This window comes from Cobetia amphilecti (assembly GCF_020217465.1).
Taxonomy (GTDB): Bacteria; Pseudomonadota; Gammaproteobacteria; order Pseudomonadales; family Halomonadaceae; genus Cobetia; species Cobetia amphilecti.
In genome coordinates this window covers 1,198,434-1,222,652 of record NZ_CP084115.1, presented here as the reverse complement: position 1 = coordinate 1,222,652, position 24,219 = coordinate 1,198,434, and the positions used below count along the sequence as shown (strand labels likewise).

Genomic DNA, 24,219 nt, shown 5'->3' with positions numbered 1-24,219 from the left:
ACCCGAAATCCCGGACCCGCCGCCGGCCTGCATCAGGCCTGGGCGTCGAGCCACATCAATGCTTCACCGACCGTGAAGAAGGAACCACAGACCAATACTTCTCCAGCGCTCGTCTCGCGTGCCAACCATTCGGCTGCAGCGGTGACCGTCTCGCACTCCGCCAGCACCTCACCACCACAGTGGCGGACCACGGCGGCAAGCTCACTGGCCTGACGGCTACGCTCGCCATCCAGGGTGGCGACGACGAAGCCGTCCACCACCGGTGCCAGCGCCTGAATCACGCCAGCGGCATCCTTGTCGCCCAGCATGGCGAGCAACGCCCGCCGCGGACGGGTGGCAGGATCCCGCGCGCAACGCAGGTCATGAGCAGCAAGACGGCTGGCCAGATAACTCGCGGCATGCGGGTTATGGCCGACATCCAGACACCAGTCTCGCCCGTGACGACTCAGCCATTGCATACGCCCCTTGAGCTTGACGCTCGCCATGGCCTGCTGCACGCATTCGGCGTTGAGCTCGATACCGGCCTCGACCAACGCATTCAGCGCACTGGCCGCATTGTCCCGCGGCAAGCCCGGGTCTGGCAGCGCATCGAACGTCAGTGCCGGCGCTGACAGGCGCTGCCATTGCCATTGAGAGGTAGCCGAATGGTCCGTGCTGCCATCCACACTGCCCTTCACACTGCTATTCACATTGCCATTTACAAATTCAGCCGCGGCCTGCCAGCGAAAGTCCTGCCATAGCACCTGCGGCGTGACACCCAGCGTGCGAGCATGCGCCGCACAACTGGACGGCAGCACATCCGAGCCGAACACGGCCGGCTTGCCGGCGCGCAGAATCCCGGCCTTCTCGAAGCCGATGTTCTCGAGGTCGGTGCCAAGAAACGCGGCATGATCCTGTGCGACCGTGATGATCATCGCGACATCACAATCGATGATGTTGACGGCATCCAGACGTCCGCCCAGGCCGACTTCCAGAATCGCGAGCTGCGGTTGCTGCTGAGCGATCAGCCATAGCCCAGCCAGCGTGCCGGCCTCGAAGTAGGTCAGGCTGATCACACCCTCGTCATCCAGCGGCTCACCATTGGCCGACAGCCCGGAATGGCGCGCGGAATCGACCTGCTCAAAGGCCGTGACCAATGCCGCATCACTGACGTCTTGACCATTGAAGCTCAGACGCTCGTTGTAATGCAGCAGGTGCGGAGAGGTATAGGTGGCGGTGCTCAGCCCGTGGGCACGCCCCAGCGCCTCGAGCATGGCAACTGTCGAGCCCTTGCCATTGGTCCCCGCCACGGTAATGATGCGGTCACCGAGCCGACGCGCGCCCGCCCCGACCAGACCGAGACGCCTGGCCACGCACAGCACTCGGGCAAGGCCCATATCGATACTGACGGGGTGCTGATGCTCGAGACGCGTCAGCCACTCATCCAGCGAGTGGCCACGCGGCACGGCATCATGCAGGGGGGAAAGCTGCCACGAAGCGGCATCCAGCGGAGGGAGTGAGGAAGACTGCAGCACCTCATCGGTGCTGCAGCTTGCCGGGGCGGAGCCCTGCTCAGCCATCGCGACGTTCGCCTTGCGGCTTCTCGCTGGTGAAGGTCTCGTCGAGCACGCTGTCCACGGCGGAGCGCGGCTCGGCCGGTGCTTCGACAGTCGCATCCGCCTCGACGGATTCTTCTTCGACGACCGCATCCGCGACCGGCAGGTTGGCGGCGTTGACCGGCATGCCCTGCAACTTGAGCAGGATGCTGGACAGGCGCTCACGCATCTCGCGGCGGTGGATGATCATGTCGACGGCGCCATGCTCGAGCAGGAACTCGGAGCGCTGGAAGCCTTCCGGCAGCTTCTCGCGCACGGTCTGCTCGATGACCCGCGGACCGGCAAAGCCGATCAGGGCGTTCGGCTCAGCGACATTCAGGTCGCCCAGCATCGCCAGCGACGCAGACACGCCACCGAAGACCGGATCGGTCAGCACGCTGATGTACGGCACGCCAGCCTGCTTGAGCTTTTCAAGCGCCGCGGAGGTCTTGGCCATCTGCATCAGGGAGAACAAGGCTTCCTGCATGCGAGCACCACCGGAGGCGGCGAAGCAGACCAGCGGGATGTTCTCGGCCAGCGCAAGCTCTGCTGCACGCACGAACTTCTCGCCGACGATGGCACCCATGGAGCCACCCATGAAGCTGAACTCGAAGGCCACGGCCACGACCGGCTGACCGGAGAGTGCACCGCGCATGGCGACCAGCGCATCCTTCTCGGATGTCTGCTTCTGGGCAGCGCTCAGGCGATCCTTGTACTTCTTGGAGTCGCGGAACTTGAGGCGATCGACCGGCTCGAGATCCGCCGCGATTTCCTCGCGGCCTTCGCTGTCGAGGAACCAGGACAGACGCGCACGCGCAGTGAGACGCAGGTGGTGGTCACACTTCGGGCAGACGTTGTCGTGCTTGGTCAGCTCCGGAAGGTACAGGACTGCTTCGCACTTGGGGCATTTACGCCACAGGCCGTCAGGAATGGAGGTACGCCGATCCTTGCGTTGGATACGGCTCATTGACGGCACAATCTTGTCAAGCCAGCTCATGGTGGGGAGGCTTCCGTTTTGCTGCTGTTCTGGGCACCGCTCGACGACTGTCGGCGGCCATGCGAGTTGGCACATATTCCAGGGCGTTCACGCCCCGGCAATATGGCGGGCAGCTACCATCACAGGGCAGTGCCAATGGAAAAGACCGTGCAACCCATTGGTCGTACGGCCACTTTTCCGAATTCTGGGGGTCATTGTAGCGGCTTCGCCCCCCTTGCGGGTAGTGCGAGATGCCAATTGAGCGTTGCGGCCCTCGCCGCTTGGGACGAAAGCAACGCAAGGGCCACAACCTTGCCGGCAAATCAGCGCTGCTGGCGGACTGCCTGACAGAATGCCTGCATGCGCTCGGCACTCTTCTCGCCGGGCGCGGCTTCCACACCACCGGAGACATCGACCGCATAAGGGGCGACCTGCGCCACCGCCGCAGCGACATTGCCTGACTCGAGACCACCTGCCAGGATGACCGGCAGCGGCAGATCGGCCGGGATGCGCGACCAGTCGAAGGTCTCGCCGGTGCCACCGGGCACGCCGGGACGATAGGCATCCAGCAGCAAGCCACGCGCATCGTGATAGCGCGCCGCCTGCGCGGCGAGATCGATCCCGTCACGCATGCGCAACGCCTTGATATAGGGCCGCCCAGCCGCCCGACACTGCTCTGGCGTCTCATTGCCATGCAACTGGAGCAGATCGAGGTGCGGTGCCGCCGCCGCAATCTCTTCGGCGCTGGCATCCACGAACAGGCCGACCCGCGTCACGAAGGCCGGCACGCACGCGGCAAGCTCGGCCAGCCGCGCCACATCCACCGCACGCTTGCTGCCCGGCCACAGCACGAAGCCCAGCGCATCGGCCCCTGCTGCCACGGCGTCGCGGATATCCTGCTCACGCGTCAAGCCACAGATCTTGATCCGGGTACGCTGGCTCGCTCGAGCGCTCATCTCGGTCATGGGATCACTCCGTTCAACGTGAGGATTCATTCTGGGTGGCAGCCGTCAGCGTGTCATCCTCGGCGCCTGCCGCAGGATCGCCTGCCGCAGGATCGCCTGCCGCAGGAATCGCTTGTTCATGCTCGCGACTGAGGCGCTCGGCTTCACGGGCCACGTTGGCCAGTCGAATGGCCTCCTGCTCACTGAGCTTGCCTGCCGCGCGCGCCTCTTCGGCACCCTCGGCCTCGGCACGCGCCATGCGTGAGCGCACCATCGGGCAGTCCGGCAACGGGCGCTCGCCCGTCCACTCGCCAAGATGTGCGACCAGACCAGGGCCCAGGGGTTCCTTGGGCAGCGCATAGCGCGGCGGATAGATGACATCGACGAAGTGAAGCCCTGTCGCCGCTGCCGTCGCGCTCGAGCGCGTGCGATCTCCTCCGCGCATCAGCTCGACGATCCACTCGACAGGCTTCTCGCCACGCCCGATGGCCATCAAGGTGCCCGCGATATTGCGCACCATGTGATGCAGGAAGGCATTGGCCTGGATATCGATCATGACGATATGGCCATGGCGACTGACTTCAATGAAGTGCACGTGGCGGCGCGGCGAGCGCGACTGACAGCCTGCGGCGCGGAACGCCGAGAAATCCAGCTCGCCCACCAGATGCGCCGCCGCGGCCTGCATGTCGGCGACATTGAGCGGCTCACGACACCAGGTGACATTGTTGCGCTCCATCACCGGCCGAAACGGCTGGTTGATGATCATGTAGCGATAGCGGCGGGCGATGGCGCTGAAACGCGCATGGAAATCATCGGGCACCGGCACGGCCCAATGAATCCCGATATCGGGGGGAAGGTTGACGTTACCGCCCATGCGCCAGGCCTTGCGACTGCGGCCCACGGGGGTATCGAAATGCACGACCTGACGCACGGCATGCACACCGGAATCGGTGCGGCCACTGCAATGCACGGTAATCGGCGTGGAGGCGACCTTGGACAAGGCCTTCTCGAGCGCTTCCTGCACGGAGGGGGCGTGGCTCAGACGCTGCCAGCCACAATAGCGGGTGCCATCATATTCAACGCCCAGAGCAATGCGCCCCGGGCGTTTCTCGTTATCATCCAACGGTGTAAAAAAGGGCATCAGGTCAGACCAAAGCGCTCCATCAACGCCAGCGCCTCTTCACGGACCATGTCATCACTGGCGGTAGCGAGCGGCTCAAGCAGCGCAGCCGCCTGATCATCATCGCCATCCACCAACAACTGACGGGCTTCCTCGAGCTGTTGGAATGCCACGGTATCCTGGGCGCCAGCCCCAAACCCTGCCGACTCGACAGAGGGATAGGCATTATCCTGATCCCCAGACTCGAACGCCACTTCCTCGACCTCGAATTCCGAGATATCACGCCGCGGCACGTCCACCTCTTCCAGCGTCATGCTATCCAGTGACGGCAACTCGTCCATGCCATCGACTGCGGCTGACGGCTTGCTTGACGCCTCATACGGCTTCTGGCTCGCAGCGCTGCCTTCACTTGCGCCACTACTCTCACTTGCAGCACCGTTCTTCTCACTTGCGGCGCCGCTCCCGATCGCGGAGTGGTCATCCAGCTCTTCACGCAGTGAGGTGAACTCGACGGACTCGCCCTTGAGCGCGCTATCCGCCGCCTTGGATGCCGCGGCATCAGTGCCCTTCTCGCCATCAGCGTGACCAGTATCCCCCAGCGTCAATTCCGGCGCCTGGTAATCGATCACGTTGTCGCTGTTGAAGTGGCTCTCACGCACGGGCGCCTTCTCGAGGTCCTCGCCCTTGAGGCCCGGCTCGAACGCGACGCCTTGATCGGGAGCATGCTCGACCAACGGTTCGCTCACGCCGTCACCGGCATGCGGTTCGCTGTCAGACAGCGCGCTAGCCTCTTCCGAGTCATCAAGGGAGGCGTCAGAGCCCGTGGCGGATGCATCTGCCGGGCCGCGAGCCGCATCATCGGCCTTGTCGCGACCTTCAAGCGGCGCGCGAGGCGCTGCCGCCTGCTGGCTTGCCACCCCAGACAGATAGGAGACCTTGCGCCCCACCTGACTCGCGCCGCCGCCTGCGACAGCACGCAGCGCACTGCTTGAGACACTGTAGCGATCCAGCAGCGCCTGAGCCTCGAAACGCTCTTCCTCATTGCCGGCCGCCAGCACCTGCTCACCTTCATGATGCAGGGCTTCAGCATTGCCAAGCTCGCCATGGACACCCATCAACTTGAGGCGCAGGTCCTGGCGTGCGGGATCTTCCACCAGACCGGCCTCCAGCAGGGCCTGGGCCTGATCGAAGCGGCCGTAGGCGATGAAGATGTCCGCCTCGCTGATCGCAGCCGCTTCCGGCTGGGAGAGCGGCTCAAGGCTACCGGAACCCCGGCGCGCCGCCACGTTGGCATCTTCAGACGCGGATGACTTGTGACCCGCGGCAGCAGCGGCAGTCGAGGCCGCAAAGGTATCAGGGAAGACGCGTGGCTTGTCCTGGTCGGGCTCTTCATTGCCGCGGACCGCATCGGCAAAGCTCATGTTCTCATCGCCCCCGGAACCGGAGCGGCGACGCAACAACAGCAGCAACAGAAGCAGCAATGCCCCGGCCGCCCCGCCGACGATGGCCAGGTTGTCCTGCACCCACTGCCAGGTCGCCTGGGGCCACGGCTGCTTGGGCAACACCAGGTTGCCCTCGCCGTCGCGCGGCTGTCCGAGGTCCACCCCGGCGGCGATCAGGCTTTCCGGCAACGCCAACGGCGAGATACCGCTGTTGACGAGTAGACGATTCTGTTTGGCGAGCAGCACCTTGGCCGTCTCGAGCTGCTCGGTACGCTCTGCCAGCGACGCTCGCAGCTCACCGACTTCGTTGCGCAGGGAGGCCACTTCGCTGCGCAGGTCATCACGCTCCTGCTCCAGCTGATCGAGGCGTTGCTGATTGGTCAGCAGCTGGTCTTCCAGCGACTCGAGGCGATCGGACAGTTCATCGATCGCCTGCTGACTACCCGCGGAGATCTGACCACTGGCTGCCGCCGCCTTGGGCTTGCTGCCGTCTTCATCCAGCAGCGTCAGACGCGGCTTGCCGTCGGCACCCGCGCTGGCGGGCCCGCTCGGTGCGGCCGTGGCCGCAGGCGCATCACTGGCGGAGGGCTCATTCGACGTGCTGGCCGCAGCGGTTTTCTTGCTGGCCGGAGCCGGCACGGTCTTGCCCTGCGCGCCCGCGACCCACTGCTGATACTGCTGACGCACTTCCTTGTCAGCCTCGGTACGCGAACGTCCCAACATGGTGCTGCGGTCCGGCACGCTCAGCACCACTCCCGCACGCAGCTTGTTGATGTTGCCGCCCGGGAAGGCCCTGGGGTTGGCTTCCTGGATCGCCAGCATCGCCTGACGGATGCTGACACTGGCATCCGGACGCACGCGACGCGCGATCGTCCACAGCGAATCACCGTTGCGCACCTTGATGCTGGACGGCGGCGTGCTGGATGACGCACTGCGCGAGGCAGCCTGGCTGGGCTGAGCATTGTCGCGGAACACCACGGAACGCGTCGGCGAGGAATCGTTGGTGGCCAGCGGGCGCGAGCGCGCGCCGGCAGGTGTCACCAATGACGGCTGACTCGAATAGCCCGCCGGATCGAACAACAGGGTCACCTGACGCTGCAGCTTGCCATTGGGCCATTCGACATCCAGCAGCAGGTCCACATAGGGCTCACGTACCGCGCCATTGGTGGACAGCTGGAGGTAGTAGCGCCCACCCTGCTGCTTGACGGCAACCTTGATGTCATCGCTGACATAGCTGCGATCGACGCCCGCTCGCGTAAAGGCGGCAGAATCGGCAACGCCGGCCTTGATGAGGCTGGCATCGAGGCCCGAGGTATCCGTGAGGCCGATGCGCGCGTCCAGTGGCTGATTCAGATTCGAGCGCAACCGCGGCGATTCCATGCCGACTGCCAAGGCCTGAGCACTGTAGACGGCGAACGACACCGCCAGTGCGAGAGGAAGCTTGCGTCCCATTGAGTGTCCCTTCGTATGCGGCCGAATCATTGCCCGGCCTGCGCATTATGTTACGTATACTTACACAAGATACCAGAGAGTCCGTCCCAAGAGTGCGGGAAGCCATTGGCAAAGTGGAAAAAGTTTCAACGATAGAGTGACGGCCCACGATCGATAACGGCCGCAGAGGCGTCATATCGCGAGTGACCAGCTCGACGATATCCCCTTTACGATACCCGTAAAAAACACCTCCCTGCCATCATGCATCAAAAGCGCCAGTCAAAATCGCAAAAAATGCGCAGGAAAGACTGAGATATCTGGTACTCGCCGTGACATCAGTGACCTATCTCTTACCTGAAATCACCGACCTTCCAAGACGTAACGTGCAAAAGAGAAACGCCCTCGACTCCAGAGAGCCGAGGGCGTTTTCAGGTCAGGCTCGCAACGAACCCGACGACATGCTGCTACACAGTGCGATCAGGCCGCGCGATGTTCACGCAGGATGGTCAGCATGCGCTTGAGAGGCTCCGCGGCCCCCCACAGCAGCTGGTCACCGACACTGAAGGCGGACAGGTATTCGCCCCCCATCGCCAGCTTGCGCAGACGGCCGACCGGTACGGTCAGGGTGCCGGTCGCGGCGGCCGGTGTCAGGTGCTTGAGGCTGTCTTCCTTGGTATTGGCGACGACCTTGACCCAGTCGTTGTGCTTGGCCAGGCGGTCTTCGATCTCGTCCAGCGGCACGTCCTGCTTGAGCTTGACGGTGAAGGCCTGGGAGTGGGAACGCATCGCACCGATACGCACGCACAGCCCGTCGATCATGATCGGGTTGCCCTGGCTGTCGAGAATCTTGTTGGCCTCGACACCGGCCTTCCACTCCTCGCGGGTCTGACCGGATTCCATCGCGGAATCGATCCACGGCAGCAGTGAGCCGGCCAGCGGCGCACCGAACTGCTGAGTCGCGAAGTCATCGCCGCGCATGGTGGCGGTCACCTTGCGGTCGATGTCGAGGATGGCGCTGGCCGGGTCCGCAAGCTCTGAGGCCACGCTGCCATTGAGCTGGCCCATCTGGGTCAGCAGCTCACGCATGTGGCGCGCACCGCTGCCGGAAGCTGCCTGGTAGCTCATGGAGGTCATCCACTCGACCATGCCGGCCTCGAACAGGCCGCCCAGGCCCATCAGCATCAGGCTGACGGTGCAGTTGCCGCCGACGAAGGTGTTGGCACCGGCGCCGATCTTCTGGTCGATCACGTGACGGTTGACCGGGTCCAGCACCAGCACGGCGTCCTTGTCCATGCGCAGGGTGGAGGCCGCATCGATCCAGTCGCCCTTCCAGCCGGCTTCGCGCAGCGGGCCGAACACCTGCTTGGTGTAGTCGCCGCCCTGACAGGTGACGATGACATCCAGCGCCTTCAGCTCATTGATGTCATTGGCATCCTTGAGCGCCGGCACCGGCGTGCCCAGGTCAGGACCGGCCTGACCGACCTGGGAGGTGGAGAAGAATACCGGCTCGATACCGGCGAAATCGTTGTCATCACGCATGCGTTGCATCAGCACGGAACCGACCATGCCACGCCAACCGACAAATCCGACTTTCAACATGCTTGTTCTCCTTGTTCATGCACGGCCGGGAGCATGGAAGACACCACCGCTCCCGACACAGGAATGACCCGCAGCGAGCACAGGCAACTCACACGAGACGAGCCTTGCCCAACGCTCCAGCCGCAGGTCCTGACATGAGAACCCGGCGACGCACGCCGAGCTCCCCCATGATCATCGCGTGAACGCCGCTGGCTGGCGGCGTTCACGCGGGTCTTGCCTTACGCCTGGGCCTTGAAGGCGGCCAGCACGGCATCGCCCATCTCGGAGGTGGAGACCTTGCGCGTGCCGGCGTAGGCGATGTCGGCAGTGCGCAGCCCTTCATCCAGCACCACGCCGACCGCCTTCTCGATGCGCTCGGCCCAGGCGGCTTCGTTGAGCGAGTAGCGCAGCATCATGGCCACCGACAGGATGGTCGCCAGCGGGTTGGCGATGCCCTGGCCCGCGATATCCGGCGCGCTGCCGTGGCACGGCTCGTACATGCCCTGACCACCCGCATTCAGCGAGGCGGACGGCAGCATGCCGATGGAGCCGGTCAACATCGCGGCCTCATCCGACAGGATGTCACCGAACATGTTGCCGGTGACCACCACGTCGAACTGCTTGGGTGCACGTACCAGCTGCATGGCGGCGTTGTCGACGTACATGTGCGACAGCTCGACATCCGGGTAGTCGGCGGAGATGCGCTCCATCACGTCACGCCACAGCATGGTGACTTCCAGCACGTTGGCCTTGTCGACGCTGCACAGCTTCTTGTTGCGCTTCTGCGCCATCTCGAAGGCGGTGCGACCGATGCGCTCGATCTCGGACTCGGAGTAGACGTAGGTGTTGTAACCGACCTGCTGACCATCACGCGTCTCGATGCCACGCGGCTGACCGAAGTAGATGCCACCGGTCAGCTCACGCACGATCATGATGTCCAGACCGGACACCACTTCCGGCTTGAGGCTGGAGGCCTCGGCCAGCTGCGGGTAGAGAATCGCCGGACGCAGATTGGCGAACAGCTCGAGCTCCTTGCGCAGCCCCAGCAGGCCGCGTTCCGGACGCAGCGAGATGTCCTCGAGCTTGTCCCACTGCGGGCCGCCGACTGCGCCGAGCAGAATGGCATCCGCCGCCTTGGCCGCCTCCAGCGTTTCCGCCGGCAGCGGGTGGCCGGCCGCGTCATACCCTGCACCACCGACCTTGCCTTCGCTCAGCGTGATGTCCAGGCCTTCGCTGCGGGCGGCTTCAAGGATCTTCACGGCTTCGGCAGTGATTTCCGGGCCAATGCCATCACCGGGCAGAATCAGGATATTGCGGCTCATCTGGAACTCTCCTTGGGCCGGAAGTCTTCCGGCGAGACCGACGGTTCACCGTCGGTGCTGAGACTGGGCTCGCCGCCATTCTGGACGGCGAGCCATGACGAATATGTTGCGATGTCAGGCGCTGACTGACGCGACGCTGGCCAGATCAGGCCGTCTTGCCGTCGCGGAACAGCCACGGACGCTCGGTGCGATGACGCTTCTCGAAGCTGTCGATGGCGTCCTGGTCCTTGAGGGTCAGACCGATATCGTCCAGGCCTTCCATCAGGCAATGCTTGCGGAAGCTGTCGACCTCGAAGGGAATCGACTCACCGGACGGCGTGATGACTGCCTGTGCCTCGAGGTCGATATCCAGACGATACCCTTCCACCGCCTCGGCTTCCTTGAACAGACGGTCCACCGTGTCCTCGTCGAGGGTAATCAACAACAGGCCGTTCTTGAACGAGTTGTTGTAGAAGATATCGGCGAAGCTCGGCGCGATGACCACGCGGAAGCCGAAGTCGGTCAGTGCCCAGGGCGCGTGTTCACGCGAGGAACCACAACCGAAGTTGCGACGCGCCAGCAATACGCTGGCCCCCGCGTAACGCGGCTGGTTGAGCACGAAATCCGGATTCAGCGGACGCTTGCTGATGTCCTGACCGATATAGCCCTCATCGAGATAACGCAGCTCATCGAAGAGGTTCGGCCCGAAGCCGGTACGCTTGATCGACTTCAGAAACTGCTTCGGGATGATCAGGTCAGTATCGACGTTGGCGCGATCAAGCGGTGCCACGAGGCCCTGCTGGCGAATGAACTTTTCCATGTCGGGCCTCCTCAGGCGACTTGAGTGTTGTTGGTAGGGATGGGGGCAAAGTCACGAACATCAACGAAGTGACCCGCAATCGCGGCAGCGGCGGCCATGGCCGGGCTGACGAGGTGCGTACGCCCACCGAAGCCCTGACGGCCTTCGAAGTTGCGGTTGGAGGTGGAAGCACAGTGCTCACCGGCGCCCAGCTTGTCGGCGTTCATCGCCAGACACATGGAGCAACCCGGCTCACGCCATTCAAAGCCCGCCGCGAGGAAGATCTCGTGCAGCCCTTCCGCTTCCGCCTGCGCCTTCACCAAGCCAGAGCCCGGCACCACCATCGCCTGCTTGAGGCTCTTGGCGACCGTGCGGCCTTCGGCCACGCGCGCCGCTTCACGCAAATCCTCGATGCGCGAGTTGGTGCAGGAACCGATGAACACGCGGTCCAGTTTGATGTCGGTGATCTTCTGCTGAGCGCTGAGGCCCATGTACTCGAGCGCACGGGTGATGCCACGCGCTTCGGTGTCATCGCTGGCTGCAGCCGGGTCCGGCACCACGCCATTGACGCTGGTGACCTGCTCCGGGCTGGTGCCCCAGGTGACCTGCGGCGCGATATCCTCGGCCTTGAGCACCACGACCTTGTCGAATTCGGCGTCCGCATCGGAGACCAGATTGCGCCAGTCGGCGACGGCCGCTTCCCACTGCTGGGCGTTCGGCGCATAGGGGCGCTCGTAGAGATAGTCGATGGTGATGTCATCGACACCGACCAGACCGACCCGCGCACCGGCTTCGATCGCCATGTTGCAGATGGTCATGCGGCCTTCCATGGAGATGTCCTGGATGGCAGAGCCGCCGAATTCGATGGCGTAGCCGGTACCGCCGGCGGTGCCGATCTCGCCGATGATGGCGAGCACGACATCCTTGGCGGTGACGCCAGTGCCGAGACGACCATCGACGCGCACCAGCATGTTCTTCATCTTGCGCTGGATCAGGCACTGGGTGGCGAGCACGTGCTCGACCTCGGAGGTGCCGATCCCGTGGGCCAGTGCCGCGAAGGCACCGTGGGTCGCGGTGTGGGAATCGCCACACACCACGGTCATGCCCGGCAGAGTCGCGCCCTGCTCCGGCCCGACCACGTGCACGATGCCCTGACGCGCATCATTGATGGTGAACTGCTCGATGTTGAAGCTGTTGCAGTTGTCGTCGAGGGTCTGCACCTGAATGCGTGAGGTCTCGTCCTCGATGCCCGCGATACCGGCAGCACGCTCCTTGAGAGACGTCGGCACGTTGTGGTCCGGCGTTGCCAGGTTGGCATCCAGACGCCACGGCTTGCGACCGGCCAGACGCAGCCCCTCGAATGCCTGCGGCGACGTGACTTCGTGCAGCAGGTGACGGTCGATGTAGATGAGTGCAGTACCGTCTTCGCGTTGCTTGACCAGGTGCTGATCCCACAACTTGTCATAAAGGGTCTGGCTAGCCATGTCGTGTCTCCTCGTGGCGCCTTACGGTAAGAGCGCGCTTGCTGCCTCGGGGCTCGTAACGGCCCCTTGATGAGGGTGTGTCGTCCAGTGTTGATGGCGGGGCGGTCGTGCGAGCCCGTGGATAGTGACCACTTGCTTGCTGGCTCCAGCATCGCCGCCGCGTCCTGTGCCATCAAGAGTACTCGGCGAGAATGAATAAAAGCAATTCATGTTTTTCATGCTTTGGATTCCCAAAAGGAATACCATTGCTCATCAGGTCTTGATCAGGAGTGCATCTGCCTGCGCCGGTATCGATCGCCCCGCTTGACGCTCCCCTGAACGCCCCTATGATTGCCCTCATGACAGGATAGCTGCCCCACATGGACACACCCTCTCTGCAGGCCTTCGTCGCCGTCGCCGAAACCGCCTCCTTCTCGCTTGCCGCCGAGCAGCTGCACCTCACCCAGCCGGCCGTTTCCAAACGTATCGCCCAGCTGGAGCAACTGCATGGCGCACGGCTGTTCGATCGCATCGGACGGCGTGTCTCGCTGACGGAGGCCGGCAATATCCTGCTGCCCCGCGCCCGCGCCATCCTGGTGATGCACGATGACACCCGGCGCGCGCTGCGCAATCTGTCCGGCGAGGTAAAAGGCAGCCTGACGATGGCCACCAGCCACCATGTGGGCCTGCACCGGCTGCCGCCGCTGCTCAAGGCCTTCACCATGGCCCACCCCGAGGTGCGCATGGACATGCGGTTTCTGGATTCGGAACAGGCCTATCAGGGCGTACTGGATGGGGAGCTGGAACTGGCCGTCGTCACCCTGGCACCGCATCGCGATCCCAATCTGACGGTAGTGCCGGTGTGGCTGGATGAGATGCGCTTCGTGTGCGGACGTGATCACCCGCTGGCAGGTCACAAAGCGTTGCCGCTGGCCGCCCTCTCACAGCACGACGCCGTGCTGCCGGGCCACCTGACCTTCACGCGCGGCATCGTCATCGACACCTTCGCGCGTGACGGTCTCTCGGTGGAAGTCTCGATGTCCACCAACTACCTCGAAACCCTCAAGATGATGGTCGCCATCGGCCTGGGCTGGAGCGTACTACCGGAAAGCATGATCGATGACGAGATCGAGATCCTGCCCATCGACCACCGCCCCATCGAACGCCAGCTCGGTTACCTCTATCACAACAACCGCACCCTCTCGAACGCCGCCAGCGCGATGATCGAACTGCTGGAAGGCGCAAGGGATGCGGCGTCGAGAAACCTCTAGCGCAGCTTGAGCTTGAAAGCCCGACCTGCAAGCACAGCCTGAACGCGCAACGCCAGCCCCGAAGGGCTGGCGTTGCGGTTCTGACTCACAGCTTGTGGCGCCGCAGATCAACTCTTGTCGCTATCCTTGGCATTGCCAGACGCGCCATCTGCCTTGCTGGCCGCAGGCTTGGCGTCGTCCTTCTTCGCCTCCTCTTCAGCGGCCTTGGCGGCGGCGGCCTTGCTGGCATTGGAGGGGCGGCCACGGCGCGGCTTGGGCGCTTCGCTGCCGGTGTCACTCTTGGCGGTGGTAGTGGAAGCACCAGAGCTTGAAGTGCCTGAGCGGGTAGCCTCCTGACTGGAAGCCCCGGTGTTGCTACCCGTCTTGGCAGTGCTCGCGCTTCCCGTCGAGCTGGCGGTGCTCTTGCTCGCCGTGCTCTTGCTGGCAGTGCTCTTGCGCGTCGTCGCGGGCTTCGTAGCGCTGGAGCCCGAAGCCGTGGAAGAAGTGCTGCTGCTCGAGGTGCCTGATGCAGACGGCTTGCTGTCAGAGGCTGACGTGCTCGCAGTCGCCTTGCTTGCAGTCGTCTTGCTTGCAGTCGTCTTGGCCGCCGTTGACTTGTTGGCAGTGGTCGTCTTGCTGGCTGCCGTCTTGCGTGGCGTGGAGGTCTTTCTCGCCGTGGTGGTCTTGGTCGCTGAGCTACCGGTGCTGCTGGCAGCCGTGCTCGCAGTGCTCTGTTTGGTAGTGCTGTCGCTGGCCGTGCTGCTGGTGGTCGTTGCGCTCTTGGCAGCTGTGCTCCTGGAGGCTGTGCTTTTGGGTGCAGCACGCTTGCGCGCGGCGGGCTTGCTTGCCGGCGCTGCCGACTCAGCGGCTGGCGCCCCAGCGGCTGATGCGGCCTTGGAAGCGGCAGGTCTGGTGCTCGCACCTTGCGCCCTGGAGGCACTGGATGAGCTGTTGCCCGCCGTGTCGCCGGCATCATTGGCGGCCTTGCCGGTGACGGCTTCGGTCATCGCGGTCATGACCTCTTCCAGCGGCAGCGTCACCTGCTTGAGCGCTTCATTCACGCTCTTCTCGACCGTCTGCTGCACATCACGCACGGCCTTGAGCTGCGCATCCGCCACGCTGGTGATCTCTTCCGGCACGCTCTGCCCCAGCACTTCCGGAATGGTCTGGCGCGCATAACGCCCCGGCGCCGCTTCGATCACGTCGAGCTTGCCCTCACCCGGTGTGCGCGCAGAGACCTCCGGTTCCGGCTCCACGAAGCCATTGCCTGTCATCCACGCCTGCCAATCATTCCACCAGGAACCTTCGTGCTGCTCGGTGCCCTCGAGCCACTCATCCGGCGTTGCCGGCAGGCTGTCGTTGGTGGCGTAGCCGTACTTGTTCTTGTGCGGCGGATTGACAATACCCGCGATATGACCAGAGCCACCGAGCACGAAGCGCTTGATGGAGGCCTTGGGCAGCTGGGTGCCGTTGTAGGTGGTCTGCCACTTGGCGATGTGGTCCTCGCGCGCGGAGACCCAGTAGCTCGGTGTCTCGATCTGGGAGAGATCGATCGGCACGCCGTCCAGCTCGATGCCACCGGGCTGCACCAGGCGGTTCTCCAGATACATATGACGCAGATACCAGGCATGGGTACCGGCCGGCAGGTTGGTGCCGTCGGTGTTCCAGTACAGCAGGTCGAACGCGGTCGGCGCTTCGCCCTTGAGATAGTTGGAGACGTAGAACGACCAGAACAGGTCATTCTCGCGCAGCAGATTGAAGGAGAACGCCATCACGCGGCCATCCAGATAGCCGTCCTGCGCCATCTGCTTCTCGAGGCCCTGCAGCACCGGCTCGTTGAGGAAGACCCCGATCTCACCGGGATCGGAGAAATCCTGCAGCGTTGCCATGTAGCTGACCGAGCGCACGCGGTCGGACTGCTTCTCGGCCGCCAGATAGGCCATGGTGCTGGCCGTCAGCGTACCGCCGATGCAGTAGGACAGGATGTTGACCTGCTTCTCGCCGGTGGCCTGCTCGATGGCATCCATCGCGGCCAGCGGCCCCATCTGCATGTAATCGGCCCAGGTGAGATCACTCTGCTCGGGCCCCGGATTGCGCCAGGAGATCAGGAACACGGTGTGCCCCTGCTCCACCAGCCAGCGCATCATCGAATTGTCCTGACGCAGATCGAGAATGTAGTACTTGTTGATCCACGGCGGCACGACCAGCAACGGCGTGCTGAAGGCCTTCTCGGTGGCCGGACGATACTGGATCAGCTGGATCAGCTCGTTCTCGAAGACCACGTCACCCGGCGTGACGGCGATGTTGTCGCCGAGACGGAAGGCTTCAGTGTCGGTCATCGCGACATTGATGCCTTCGGCGGAGTTGGCCAGGTCATCGCGCAGACGCTTCAGGCCGTCGAGCAGGTTCTGGCCGCCGGTCTCGCGGGTCACGCGCTGCACTTCCGGGTTGGTGGAGGCGAAGTTGGAGGGCGAGAAGGCGCTGACGTACTGGCGCGCGTAGAACTCGAGATTGCGCTTCTGGCTCTCCGGCAGGCCTTGAATGCCGGCCAGCATGTCGTCCACGGCGCGCGAGAACAGCAGGTATTGCTGCACGAGGAAGTGGTAATAGGGCTCGCGCTGCCAGGCCTCATCGCGGAAGCGGCGATCAGAGCGCGCGGGCGTGATCACCGGCTCGACGCTCTCGCCATTCAGCTCGCGCAACGTGCCCTGCAACAGGGCCATCTGGTCCTGGAAGAGGCGCGTCTGGGTCGACATCAACAGTTGCGGGTCGCGTGCCAGGGCCTCGGCACCCGCCTGGAAGCAACGACCCATCTCGTCATAGATGGTGGAAGCGGCGGCGCTGGGCCATAGGCGCTCCAGCATGTCACTCATCAAGGCTTGATACTGGGCGCTGGCCTGCTGCATCACGCTGGCCCACTCCGTGCCTTCAGCACCGTCGGGGAACAGACTGGTAAAGGCCTGAGAGAATGTCTGCGAGAACGCCTGCTGCTGGGCTGAGTCCATATCGCCCTTCCTCCTTGTCATTGACCATCACGTCATTGGCTATCGAAGCTTGGCTGCCGAACATCTGCCGGCGGCACGATTTCATCGAATCGAATCCTTCCTGACCACTGAGCAGTGCCATGCCGTCTCTCGTGAGACGGGCGCCTTCACTGGCGACGGGCACTGCTTTTCAGACTGTTTTGAAGACCGTTTCACGGCTGATTTCAGGGTGCTGCAGGCGAGCATGCCAAGGCAAGCAAAGTGCGCTGTCAGCTAAAATGCGCTGTCAGTTGGAATGGTCTGCCACCTGCAGGTCTGCTTTCCGTCGGATTCGCGCGCGGCGAATACGAGAGCAAAACAGCCTGTGCGCCAGCGTGCTCATCTCCAGCATGCGCCTTCCAGCACGGCAGGGGCAATGCCTGAAAACGGCAAAAAAAAGGCTGGCGCAAGCGCCAGCCTTTTCGGGGTATACCTTAGTTCTGCTTGGCGCGGCTTGTCGCGGCAGCCGGCTTGTTGCTGGCAGCGGAGGATGCCTTGTCCTCTGCTGCTGAAGCGGATTTCTCTGTGGCAGCGGACGCCTTGTCGGTGGCTTCCTTGCCAGCGTCAGAGTAGGCCTGTTCGAGCTGGGCGCGCATTTCGTTGCCCATCTCGGCCAGCTTCAGGGAATCATCCATCATCTGCTGAGACAGCTCGGTCGCCACTTCCAGCTGGCGGTTGCTGAACTCGCTGAACTCTTCCATACCCTTGATTTCAGTGGCAGCACGCGCACGCTCGAGACCAGCCTCGGTATAGCGCTTGGCAGCGTCCATCTGATAATCGGCAATCTTGCCCATATGGTCGAGCATCAGAGTGTTGAGCTTGCGCATCGGCTGGTAGAAGCTGCGGGCTTGCTCGGCAAAGGCGTTGAACATCTGATCCTGCTGCATGACGGTTCCTCCCATGGATTCCGTACCGGGACAGCGCGCAGAAGTCTCTGCGCCACCTGTGGAGCACAGCAATATGCTGCACTGCACAAAGACTAGTCTGCTCCTCAGGTGGTTGCAATCCCATGACAGAAAACTGTCAAACGACATTTTCTGTCATGGGATTGGCCGGGCATGCCTCACGCCCCCGTCAGCCAGGAGCGTTCTTCGCGCCTGCCGGTCATCAACTGCGCTTGGCGCGTGAGCGCGCACTGGCCGCGGAGGCCGGTTTCGCATCATCCGCCCGGCTGGCGCTTTGCTCTGCCTTCTGATCCGCGCCGTGATCACTACTGGGCCCCGAACTCCTGCGCGTGGCAGACTCCGGCTTGTCAGCCTCCTTGCCTTCCGCGCCGCCCTGACCGAACTGCTGCAGGGTATCCAGCATCATCTTCTGGTACTGATTGAAGGCGGCCATGCCCTGGGCCATGCTCTCGCCCATGTCGCCCGACATGCCGCCCGCTGCGCCCTGCCCGGCATTGCCAGACGCGCCGCCCATCATCCCCTCGGCCATGCCCGGCGGCATGAACTTGGCAAACGGCGTGCCCGCGCCCGGTGCCATCAATGGCTTGAGCAGACTCATGGGGTCGTAGCCTTCAACACCGGCCTCCATCTGGCGACGAAAGCGCTCCATCAATTCCTGCTGGAAGGCTTCCACGTCCGGCAGGCCCATCGCCTGGCGGAATTCCTGCGGCGTGAGGTCGAATTCGACATTGATCTTCATGGCAGATTCCTTGTGTTGTCTGCCCGCGCACGGCGTGGTGCGCGAGTCCGCTGGCATGCATGCCATTCGAGTCTAGCAGCGCGAGTGACACGGGGGCAGCCTGCTACTTACGTCTTTTCTTATTTACTTTCCGCAAGCCAGCCCACAACGCAAGACGCCCCAGCCACGAAGGATGCAGGGCATCTCTCCACGGCTGGGGCGTGTTTTTCTACAAGCTCAGCAACGCCGCAAGCGGCTTACACCTCGCGCAGCACCGGCGTGTCGACCTTGACGTCGGCGTTCTGACCGCGATGGCGCAGCAGGTGGTCCATCAGCGTCAGCGCGACCATCGCCTCGGCGATCGGTGTGGCGCGGATGCCGACACACGGATCATGACGGCCGGTGGTGATCACCTCGACCGCCTCGCCGTTGACGTCGATGCTGCGCCCCGGCAGTCGCAGGCTGGAGGTCGGCTTGAGGGCGATGCTGGCACGGATGGTCTGGCCGCTGGTGATGCCGCCCAGAATGCCGCCGGCATGATTGGAGAGGAAGCCTTCCGGCGTCATCTCGTCACGGTGCTCGGTGCCCTTCTGGCTGACCACGGCGAAACCGTCACCGATCTCGACGCCCTTGACGGCATTGATGCTCATCAGGCCATGCGCGAGTTCGGCATCGATGCGATCGAAGATCGGCTCACCCAGGCCGACCGGCACGCCAGTCGCCTCGACGGTGACCTTGGCGCCCACGGAATCGCCTTCCTTGCGCAGGGCGTCCATGTACTGCTCCAGCTCCTCGAGGCGATCGGCATCGCCACAGAAGAACGGGTTGGTGTCGACCAGCGACCAGTCCTTGACCTCAAGCTCGATGGGGCCGAGCTGGGACAGGTAGCCACGCACCTGCACGCCCAGGCCCGCCAGATACTTCTTGGCGATGGCACCGGCGGCGACGCGCATCGCGGTCTCGCGGGCCGAACTGCGGCCGCCGCCACGATAGTCACGCTCACCGTACTTGTGGTGATAGGTGTAGTCGGCGTGGGCCGGACGGAACTGGTCCTTGATCTTGCCGTAGTCCTTGGAGCGCTGATCGGTGTTCTCGATCATCAGGCCGATGGCCGTGCCGGTGGTGCGACCCTCGAACACGCCCGAGAGAATGCGCACCTGGTCCGGCTCGCGACGCTGGGTAGTGTGGCGCGAGGTGCCGGGACGGCGGCGGTCCAGATCGATCTGCAGATCCGCTTCGCTGATCTCGATGCCCGGCGGGCAACCATCGATGATGGCGCCCAGTGCCGGACCGTGGCTTTCGCCGAAGGTGGTGACGGTGAACAGCTTGCCGAAGGTATTTCCGGACATTCAGGGGGTCCTCAGGCGATGCCGCCGGTCATGGCCGACGGCGTTCTGATAATAGTTGTCGTAAGCGTTGCAGAGCCTGGCGGCTTGCGCCCGTGCTTCTGGCGAATCCCGCCAGCTCAGGCACCCGCCAGCTCAAGCGAAATCCGCCGGGTCAGGCGCCCGCCAGCTCAAGCGAATTCGGGCGCGCAGACTTCCAGCGTCTGGGCATCGATGGCGAAGACGCCGTTGCCGCCGCGCTCGAACTCCAGCCACATGAAGGGCACTTCCGGGAAGGCTTCCATCAGGTGACGCTCGGAGTTGCCGACCTCGACGATCAAGACGCCGTCGTCGGTCAGGTAGTCACGCGCCTCACGCAGGATACGACGCACGATATCCAGGCCGTCATCACCGGCGCCCAGCGCCAGCGCCGGCTCATGGCCGAATTCCTGCGGCATGTTGGAGAGATCGAAGGTATCCACATAGGGCGGATTGGAGACGATCAGGTCATAGCGCTTGCCCGCCACGCCCGCGAACAGGTCCGACTGCACGGCGATGACACGCCCTGCCACGTCGTGGCGTTCGATGTTGCGTCGCGCGACTTCCAGCGCCTCGCTGCTGATATCGACCAGGTCGACCTCGGCGGTCGGCATTACCAGCGCGGTGGCGATACCGATGCAGCCGGAACCGGTACACATGTCCAGCACGCGAGTCGGCGGCAGTTCCGGGAACCAGGCCGAGAAGCCGCTCTCGATCAGCTCGGCGATCGGCGAGCGCGGAATCAGCACGCGCTCATCGACATCGAAGGGCACGCCAGTGAAGAAGGCCTCGCCGAGCAGGTACGGCAGCGGCTTGCGGGTGGTGATGCGCTCACGCACCAGCGCCACGATGCGCGCTCGCTCCATGGTCAGAAGGCGCGCGTCGATCACGGCGGGGTCCGTGCCCCACGGCAGATGCAGCGCACCCAGCACCAGCGCCACCGCTTCATCCCAGGCAGAATCGGTGCCATGGGCGAAGTGCAGGCGATGCGCGTGGAACTCACTGGTCGCCCAGCGGATCAGGTCGCGCAGGGTCACCAGCTCCTCGACGAGACGGGAGTCCGGCTCACTGAGGCTGGAAGGATGGCGCAGGTCGGACGCGGAAGATGTGGACACGGTGATTCCTGTAAGCGGACAGATGGACAACGAGCGCCGCCAGTCGTGAGGGGCCGGTGGCGTCTCGCGCAGGCATTGTAGCGTTCACGAGGCGTGGCGGCGACCCTTGGCATGCCTTGATGGCGCGCCTGCCGCTTTTGTCTTCGCAAGCGACAACCGCCTGTCTTCGAAAGTGACAACAGCCTGTCTTCGACAGCGACAACAGCCGCGCTATACTGCGCGACTTGCCATTTTATTGCCCGCGGAGCCCGGCCATGCCACCCAACCACGACGACAGCTCGGATACCGGCGACGACTTCAACGCCTTCCGTGCCGCCCTCAAGCAGGCCGGCGTTCGCAAGATCACCACCAACCGCGCCGACCCCGGCCGCAAGCCCGTCGACAAGGAAGAGCAGGCGCGTCTGGCGGCGCGGCGCGCTGCCGCCAGCGAAGCCTCGACCGACACGCTCGGCACGCCATCACGTACCACCGATGGTCAGGTCGAGCCGGTCACGCCCAGCCAGCTGCTCGACTTCGCGGTGCCTGATCTCCCCTACCGCCAGCGTCAGCGCCTCAAGCGCGGCGAGATCGCCTGGGAGGCGGGCCTCGACCTGCACGGCTATACGCTGGAGCAGGCCCGCATCGAGCTCGAGTCCTTCATCGACGATGCCATCGCCCGTCGCTCACGCTGCGTGCTGGTGGTGCATGGCAAGGCATGGACCGGCATGGCCGATCACCCCATCATCAAGAGCCACGTCAATGCCTGGCTGCGCCAATGGCCTGACGTGCTGGCCTTCACCTCGTCACTGGAGCTGGATGGCGGCAGCGGCGCAGTCTATGTCCTGCTGCGCAGCAAGGGCCGTGACCCGCTGCTCGACTGAGCGAATCCCGCGCTCGCCACACCGCCGAGACATTGACGATCCGAGCATCTGAATCGCTGAGCACTTGAATAGCGAGCATCTGAATAACTGAGTGCTTGAATAGCCTAGCACTCGAGTAGCAGAGGCAGGCCTCACGCCGAGCCTGCCGCCATAAAGACAAGGGAACACCCTGATGACACCCAACGCTGAACAGCCAATGCGCACTTCTTCACGCCACGCCCTTTCCGCTGCCATTCTCGGCGGCGCGACCGCCGCTGGCCTGTCACTGGCCTTCGCCATGCCGGCCGCCGCCAGCGATGCACTGTCCGACAGCACCCTTTCGCGCGTGCAACAAGGCCAGGTGCTGAAGGTCTGTACCACCGGTGACTACGCGCCCTTCAGCCACCGTGAAGACAATGGCGACTTCGAAGGCATCGACATCGACATGGCCGCCTCACTGGCCAAGAGCCTGGGCGCCACGGTACAGCCCGTGCCGACCAGCTGGCCGACGCTGATGGAAGACTTCACCTCCGGCAAGTGCGACATCGCCATGTCCGGTATCTCGGTCAAGCTGGACCGTCAGGCTCAGGCCTACTTCAGTAAGCCGTACCAGACCGGCGGCAAGACGCCCATCGTGCGCTGCGAGGACGTCGACAAGTACCAGACCGTCGCGCAGATCAATCAGCCCAGCGTGCGCATCACCGTCAATCCGGGCGGCACCAACGAGCGCTTCGCCAATGAATACCTGAGCGATGCCACGCGCGTCGCGCATAACGACAACCGCACCATCTTCAACAACATCATCGAAGACCGTGCCGATGTGATGGTCACCGACGCCATCGAGACCCAGCTGCAGGCCAGCCGTCACCCGGAACTGTGCAGCGTGCACCCGGACACGCCATTCACCTTCTCCCAGAAGGGCTATCTGCTGCCGCTGGGTGACAATATCTGGAAGGCCTACGTCGATCAGTGGCTGACCCAGATGCAGGGCACCGGCGAGCAGGCTGCCATCTTCGACAAGTGGATCAACGGCTGAGACGACGCTTCGCTCAGGCTTCGGTCACACGCTCTTCAATGAAGAGCTCTGTATTGAAGAGCACTGTATTGAAGAGCACCGTAACGAAAAGCCCCCGCCGATTGGCGGGGGCTTTTTCATTAAAGGGCAACTCAAACAAGGCTAGCCGTCGCTGCCCTTCTCGTAGCGATCCAGCGCTTCAGCGGCCAGGTGCCGGCCCAGCTTGATCAGGCCCGCGGCGCGGTGGAATTCATAGGCGCCACACACCGTCTTGGGAATCTCGACCAGGATATCCGGCGGATAGCCGGCGATCTTGTACTTGGCCAGCGTCGCCTGGGTGATATCGAAGGAGCGCATCATCATGTCCAGCTTGCCCCAGGCAAGCTCCGGCGCGTTCTCATCGACCCGCTCAGGCTCGGCTGCAGATGGCGGCTGCCTGCCATGGGTGACGACAGCGCCAGTCTCTGCCTGCGGCTCTGCCAACGCTTCTTCTCCCGGCGCTGGCTCGGCATCGCTGCTTTTCAGTGCCTCGAACTTCAGGCGCGAGGCATCGCCCGGCGGCAGCGGGACGCCGCCGACCGGACTGGCAAATGCCATGCCCTGCTGGTCCTCCAGCGCCTGCTCCTTCTCGGCAGAGAAGATGCGCTCGGCACCGCGACGCACTCCCCGCAGCCAGTCACTGAAACCACCGCCGCGCGCTTCCAGGGCAGCTTCGCGCGCCTCTTCCTCGGCGGCATCGGCCGGCGGCAGCATCTGCTCCAGTGTCTGATTGCGCGGCGAATGCGCCGTGGCGTTGACCGCCAGCACCAGGTCAACGTGGGCGGCGACCAGCGGCGTGATCGGCAAGGGATTCATCAGGCCGCCATCCACCAGCACCTTGCGGTCGCGTTGCACCGGCGTGATCACCCCGGGCACCGCGATGGAGGCCCGAATCGCCTCGAGCAGATTGCCGCTCTGGAACCAGACCTCCTTCTGGGCGATCAGGTCGGTGGCGACGGTGGTGACCGCAATCGGCAGATCCTCGATGCGCGTGTCGCCGATCAGGGCTTCCAGCTCATCCATGATGCGGCGCGCGCGGATGGCGCCCATCGGACTCCAGGTGACATCCACCAGCCGCAGCACGTCGAAGTAATCCAGCTCACAGACCCAGTCGCGATAGGCATCCAGCTTGCCGGCGGCATGGATACCCCCGACCAGTGCGCCCATCGAGCAGCCCGAAATGGCGCGAATGTCGTAACCGCGCGCCAGCACTTCCTCGATGACGCCGATATGGGCATAGCCTCGGGCCCCGCCACTCCCCAGTGCCAGGGCGATGGTCTTGCGCTTGGCCATGGCATGTCTCCCGCTGCAGATGATGAAAGA

Annotated in this window: 17 protein-coding genes and 1 pseudogene; 3 read left to right on the top strand and 15 right to left on the bottom strand. The window is 63.8% G+C overall.

From position 1 onward, the window contains the following. Positions 1 to 32: 32 nt before the first annotated feature. From LCW13_RS05200 to leuC, 9 genes are all read right to left on the bottom strand, one after another. Positions 33 to 1,559 carry a bifunctional folylpolyglutamate synthase/dihydrofolate synthase gene (locus LCW13_RS05200; RefSeq protein WP_225347758.1) on the bottom strand — a complete coding sequence of 509 codons (1,527 nt, stop codon included), beginning with the start codon at positions 1,557 to 1,559 and terminating at the stop codon, positions 33 to 35. Beyond that, a complete protein-coding gene (accD, locus tag LCW13_RS05195; RefSeq protein ID WP_043336910.1) occupies positions 1,552 to 2,571 on the bottom strand; it encodes an acetyl-CoA carboxylase, carboxyltransferase subunit beta in 1,020 nt (339 codons plus the stop codon). The genes LCW13_RS05200 and accD overlap by 8 nt, the downstream gene beginning before the upstream one ends. Before the next feature lie 302 nt (positions 2,572 to 2,873). After that, a complete protein-coding gene (locus LCW13_RS05190; RefSeq protein ID WP_153636798.1) occupies positions 2,874 to 3,506 on the bottom strand; it encodes a phosphoribosylanthranilate isomerase in 633 nt (210 codons plus the stop codon). Positions 3,507 to 3,528: 22 nt separating this feature from the next. After that, a complete protein-coding gene (gene truA / locus LCW13_RS05185) occupies positions 3,529 to 4,635 on the bottom strand; it encodes a tRNA pseudouridine(38-40) synthase TruA (RefSeq protein ID WP_318527678.1) in 1,107 nt (368 codons plus the stop codon). Then, positions 4,635 to 7,508 (bottom strand): type IV pilus assembly protein FimV, encoded by a 2,874-nt coding sequence (locus tag LCW13_RS05180; protein ID WP_225347757.1) that lies wholly within the window; start codon positions 7,506 to 7,508, stop codon positions 4,635 to 4,637. Before LCW13_RS05180 ends, truA begins: the two co-directional genes overlap by 1 nt. 456 nt (positions 7,509 to 7,964) lie before the next feature. Next, entirely contained in the window at positions 7,965 to 9,086 is a 1,122-nt protein-coding gene (gene asd, locus LCW13_RS05175) for an aspartate-semialdehyde dehydrogenase (RefSeq protein WP_225347756.1), read from the bottom strand. Between the two features lie 218 nt (positions 9,087 to 9,304). Further along, positions 9,305 to 10,387, bottom strand: a complete 1,083-nt coding sequence (gene leuB, locus LCW13_RS05170) for a 3-isopropylmalate dehydrogenase (RefSeq protein WP_043335563.1) — start codon at positions 10,385 to 10,387, stop codon at positions 9,305 to 9,307. 145 nt (positions 10,388 to 10,532) lie between these two features. After that, positions 10,533 to 11,186, bottom strand: coding sequence for a 3-isopropylmalate dehydratase small subunit (leuD, locus tag LCW13_RS05165; RefSeq protein ID WP_107335256.1), 654 nt, complete (start codon positions 11,184 to 11,186; stop codon positions 10,533 to 10,535). Positions 11,187 to 11,197: 11 nt separating this feature from the next. Beyond that, positions 11,198 to 12,649: a 3-isopropylmalate dehydratase large subunit gene (leuC, locus tag LCW13_RS05160; protein ID WP_043335560.1), complete on the bottom strand. Its 1,452-nt coding sequence runs from the start codon at positions 12,647 to 12,649 to the stop codon at positions 11,198 to 11,200. Between the two features lie 359 nt (positions 12,650 to 13,008). On the opposite strand from leuC, the gene LCW13_RS05155 reads away from it, so the two are divergent. Continuing rightward, complete coding sequence (locus LCW13_RS05155) at positions 13,009 to 13,899, top strand: LysR family transcriptional regulator (RefSeq protein ID WP_054554935.1); 891 nt, start codon at positions 13,009 to 13,011, stop codon at positions 13,897 to 13,899. 1,121 nt (positions 13,900 to 15,020) lie between these two features. Here the strand turns inward: LCW13_RS05155 and phaC are convergent. The 5 genes and pseudogenes from phaC to prmB form a co-directional block, all read right to left on the bottom strand. After that, positions 15,021 to 16,784, bottom strand: a pseudogene (phaC, locus tag LCW13_RS05150) (class I poly(R)-hydroxyalkanoic acid synthase); the annotation flags it as partial. Between the two features lie 551 nt (positions 16,785 to 17,335). Continuing rightward, positions 17,336 to 17,788 (bottom strand): phasin family protein, encoded by a 453-nt coding sequence (locus LCW13_RS05145; protein ID WP_225347755.1) that lies wholly within the window; start codon positions 17,786 to 17,788, stop codon positions 17,336 to 17,338. A gap of 220 nt (positions 17,789 to 18,008) precedes the next feature. After that, positions 18,009 to 18,545, bottom strand: coding sequence for a DUF6489 family protein (locus tag LCW13_RS05140; protein WP_225347754.1), 537 nt, complete (start codon positions 18,543 to 18,545; stop codon positions 18,009 to 18,011). A 236-nt stretch (positions 18,546 to 18,781) separates the two neighbouring features. Next, complete coding sequence (gene aroC, locus LCW13_RS05135; protein ID WP_043335551.1) at positions 18,782 to 19,873, bottom strand: chorismate synthase; 1,092 nt, start codon at positions 19,871 to 19,873, stop codon at positions 18,782 to 18,784. 167 nt (positions 19,874 to 20,040) lie between these two features. After that, a complete protein-coding gene (gene prmB, locus LCW13_RS05130) occupies positions 20,041 to 21,003 on the bottom strand; it encodes a 50S ribosomal protein L3 N(5)-glutamine methyltransferase (protein ID WP_225347753.1) in 963 nt (320 codons plus the stop codon). 254 nt (positions 21,004 to 21,257) lie between these two features. Between prmB and LCW13_RS05125 the strand changes: the two genes are divergently transcribed. Both LCW13_RS05125 and LCW13_RS05120 read left to right on the top strand, forming a co-directional pair. Next, positions 21,258 to 21,863: a Smr/MutS family protein gene (locus LCW13_RS05125; protein WP_131431499.1), complete on the top strand. Its 606-nt coding sequence runs from the start codon at positions 21,258 to 21,260 to the stop codon at positions 21,861 to 21,863. Between the two features lie 172 nt (positions 21,864 to 22,035). Further along, on the top strand, positions 22,036 to 22,878 hold the full coding sequence (locus LCW13_RS05120) for a transporter substrate-binding domain-containing protein (protein ID WP_225347752.1): 843 nt from the start codon (positions 22,036 to 22,038) through the stop codon (positions 22,876 to 22,878). A gap of 141 nt (positions 22,879 to 23,019) precedes the next feature. Here LCW13_RS05120 and LCW13_RS05115 read toward each other — a convergent pair whose 3' ends face one another. Beyond that, positions 23,020 to 24,189, bottom strand: coding sequence for a patatin-like phospholipase family protein (locus LCW13_RS05115; protein ID WP_225347751.1), 1,170 nt, complete (start codon positions 24,187 to 24,189; stop codon positions 23,020 to 23,022). Between the last annotated feature and the right edge of the window lie 30 nt (positions 24,190 to 24,219).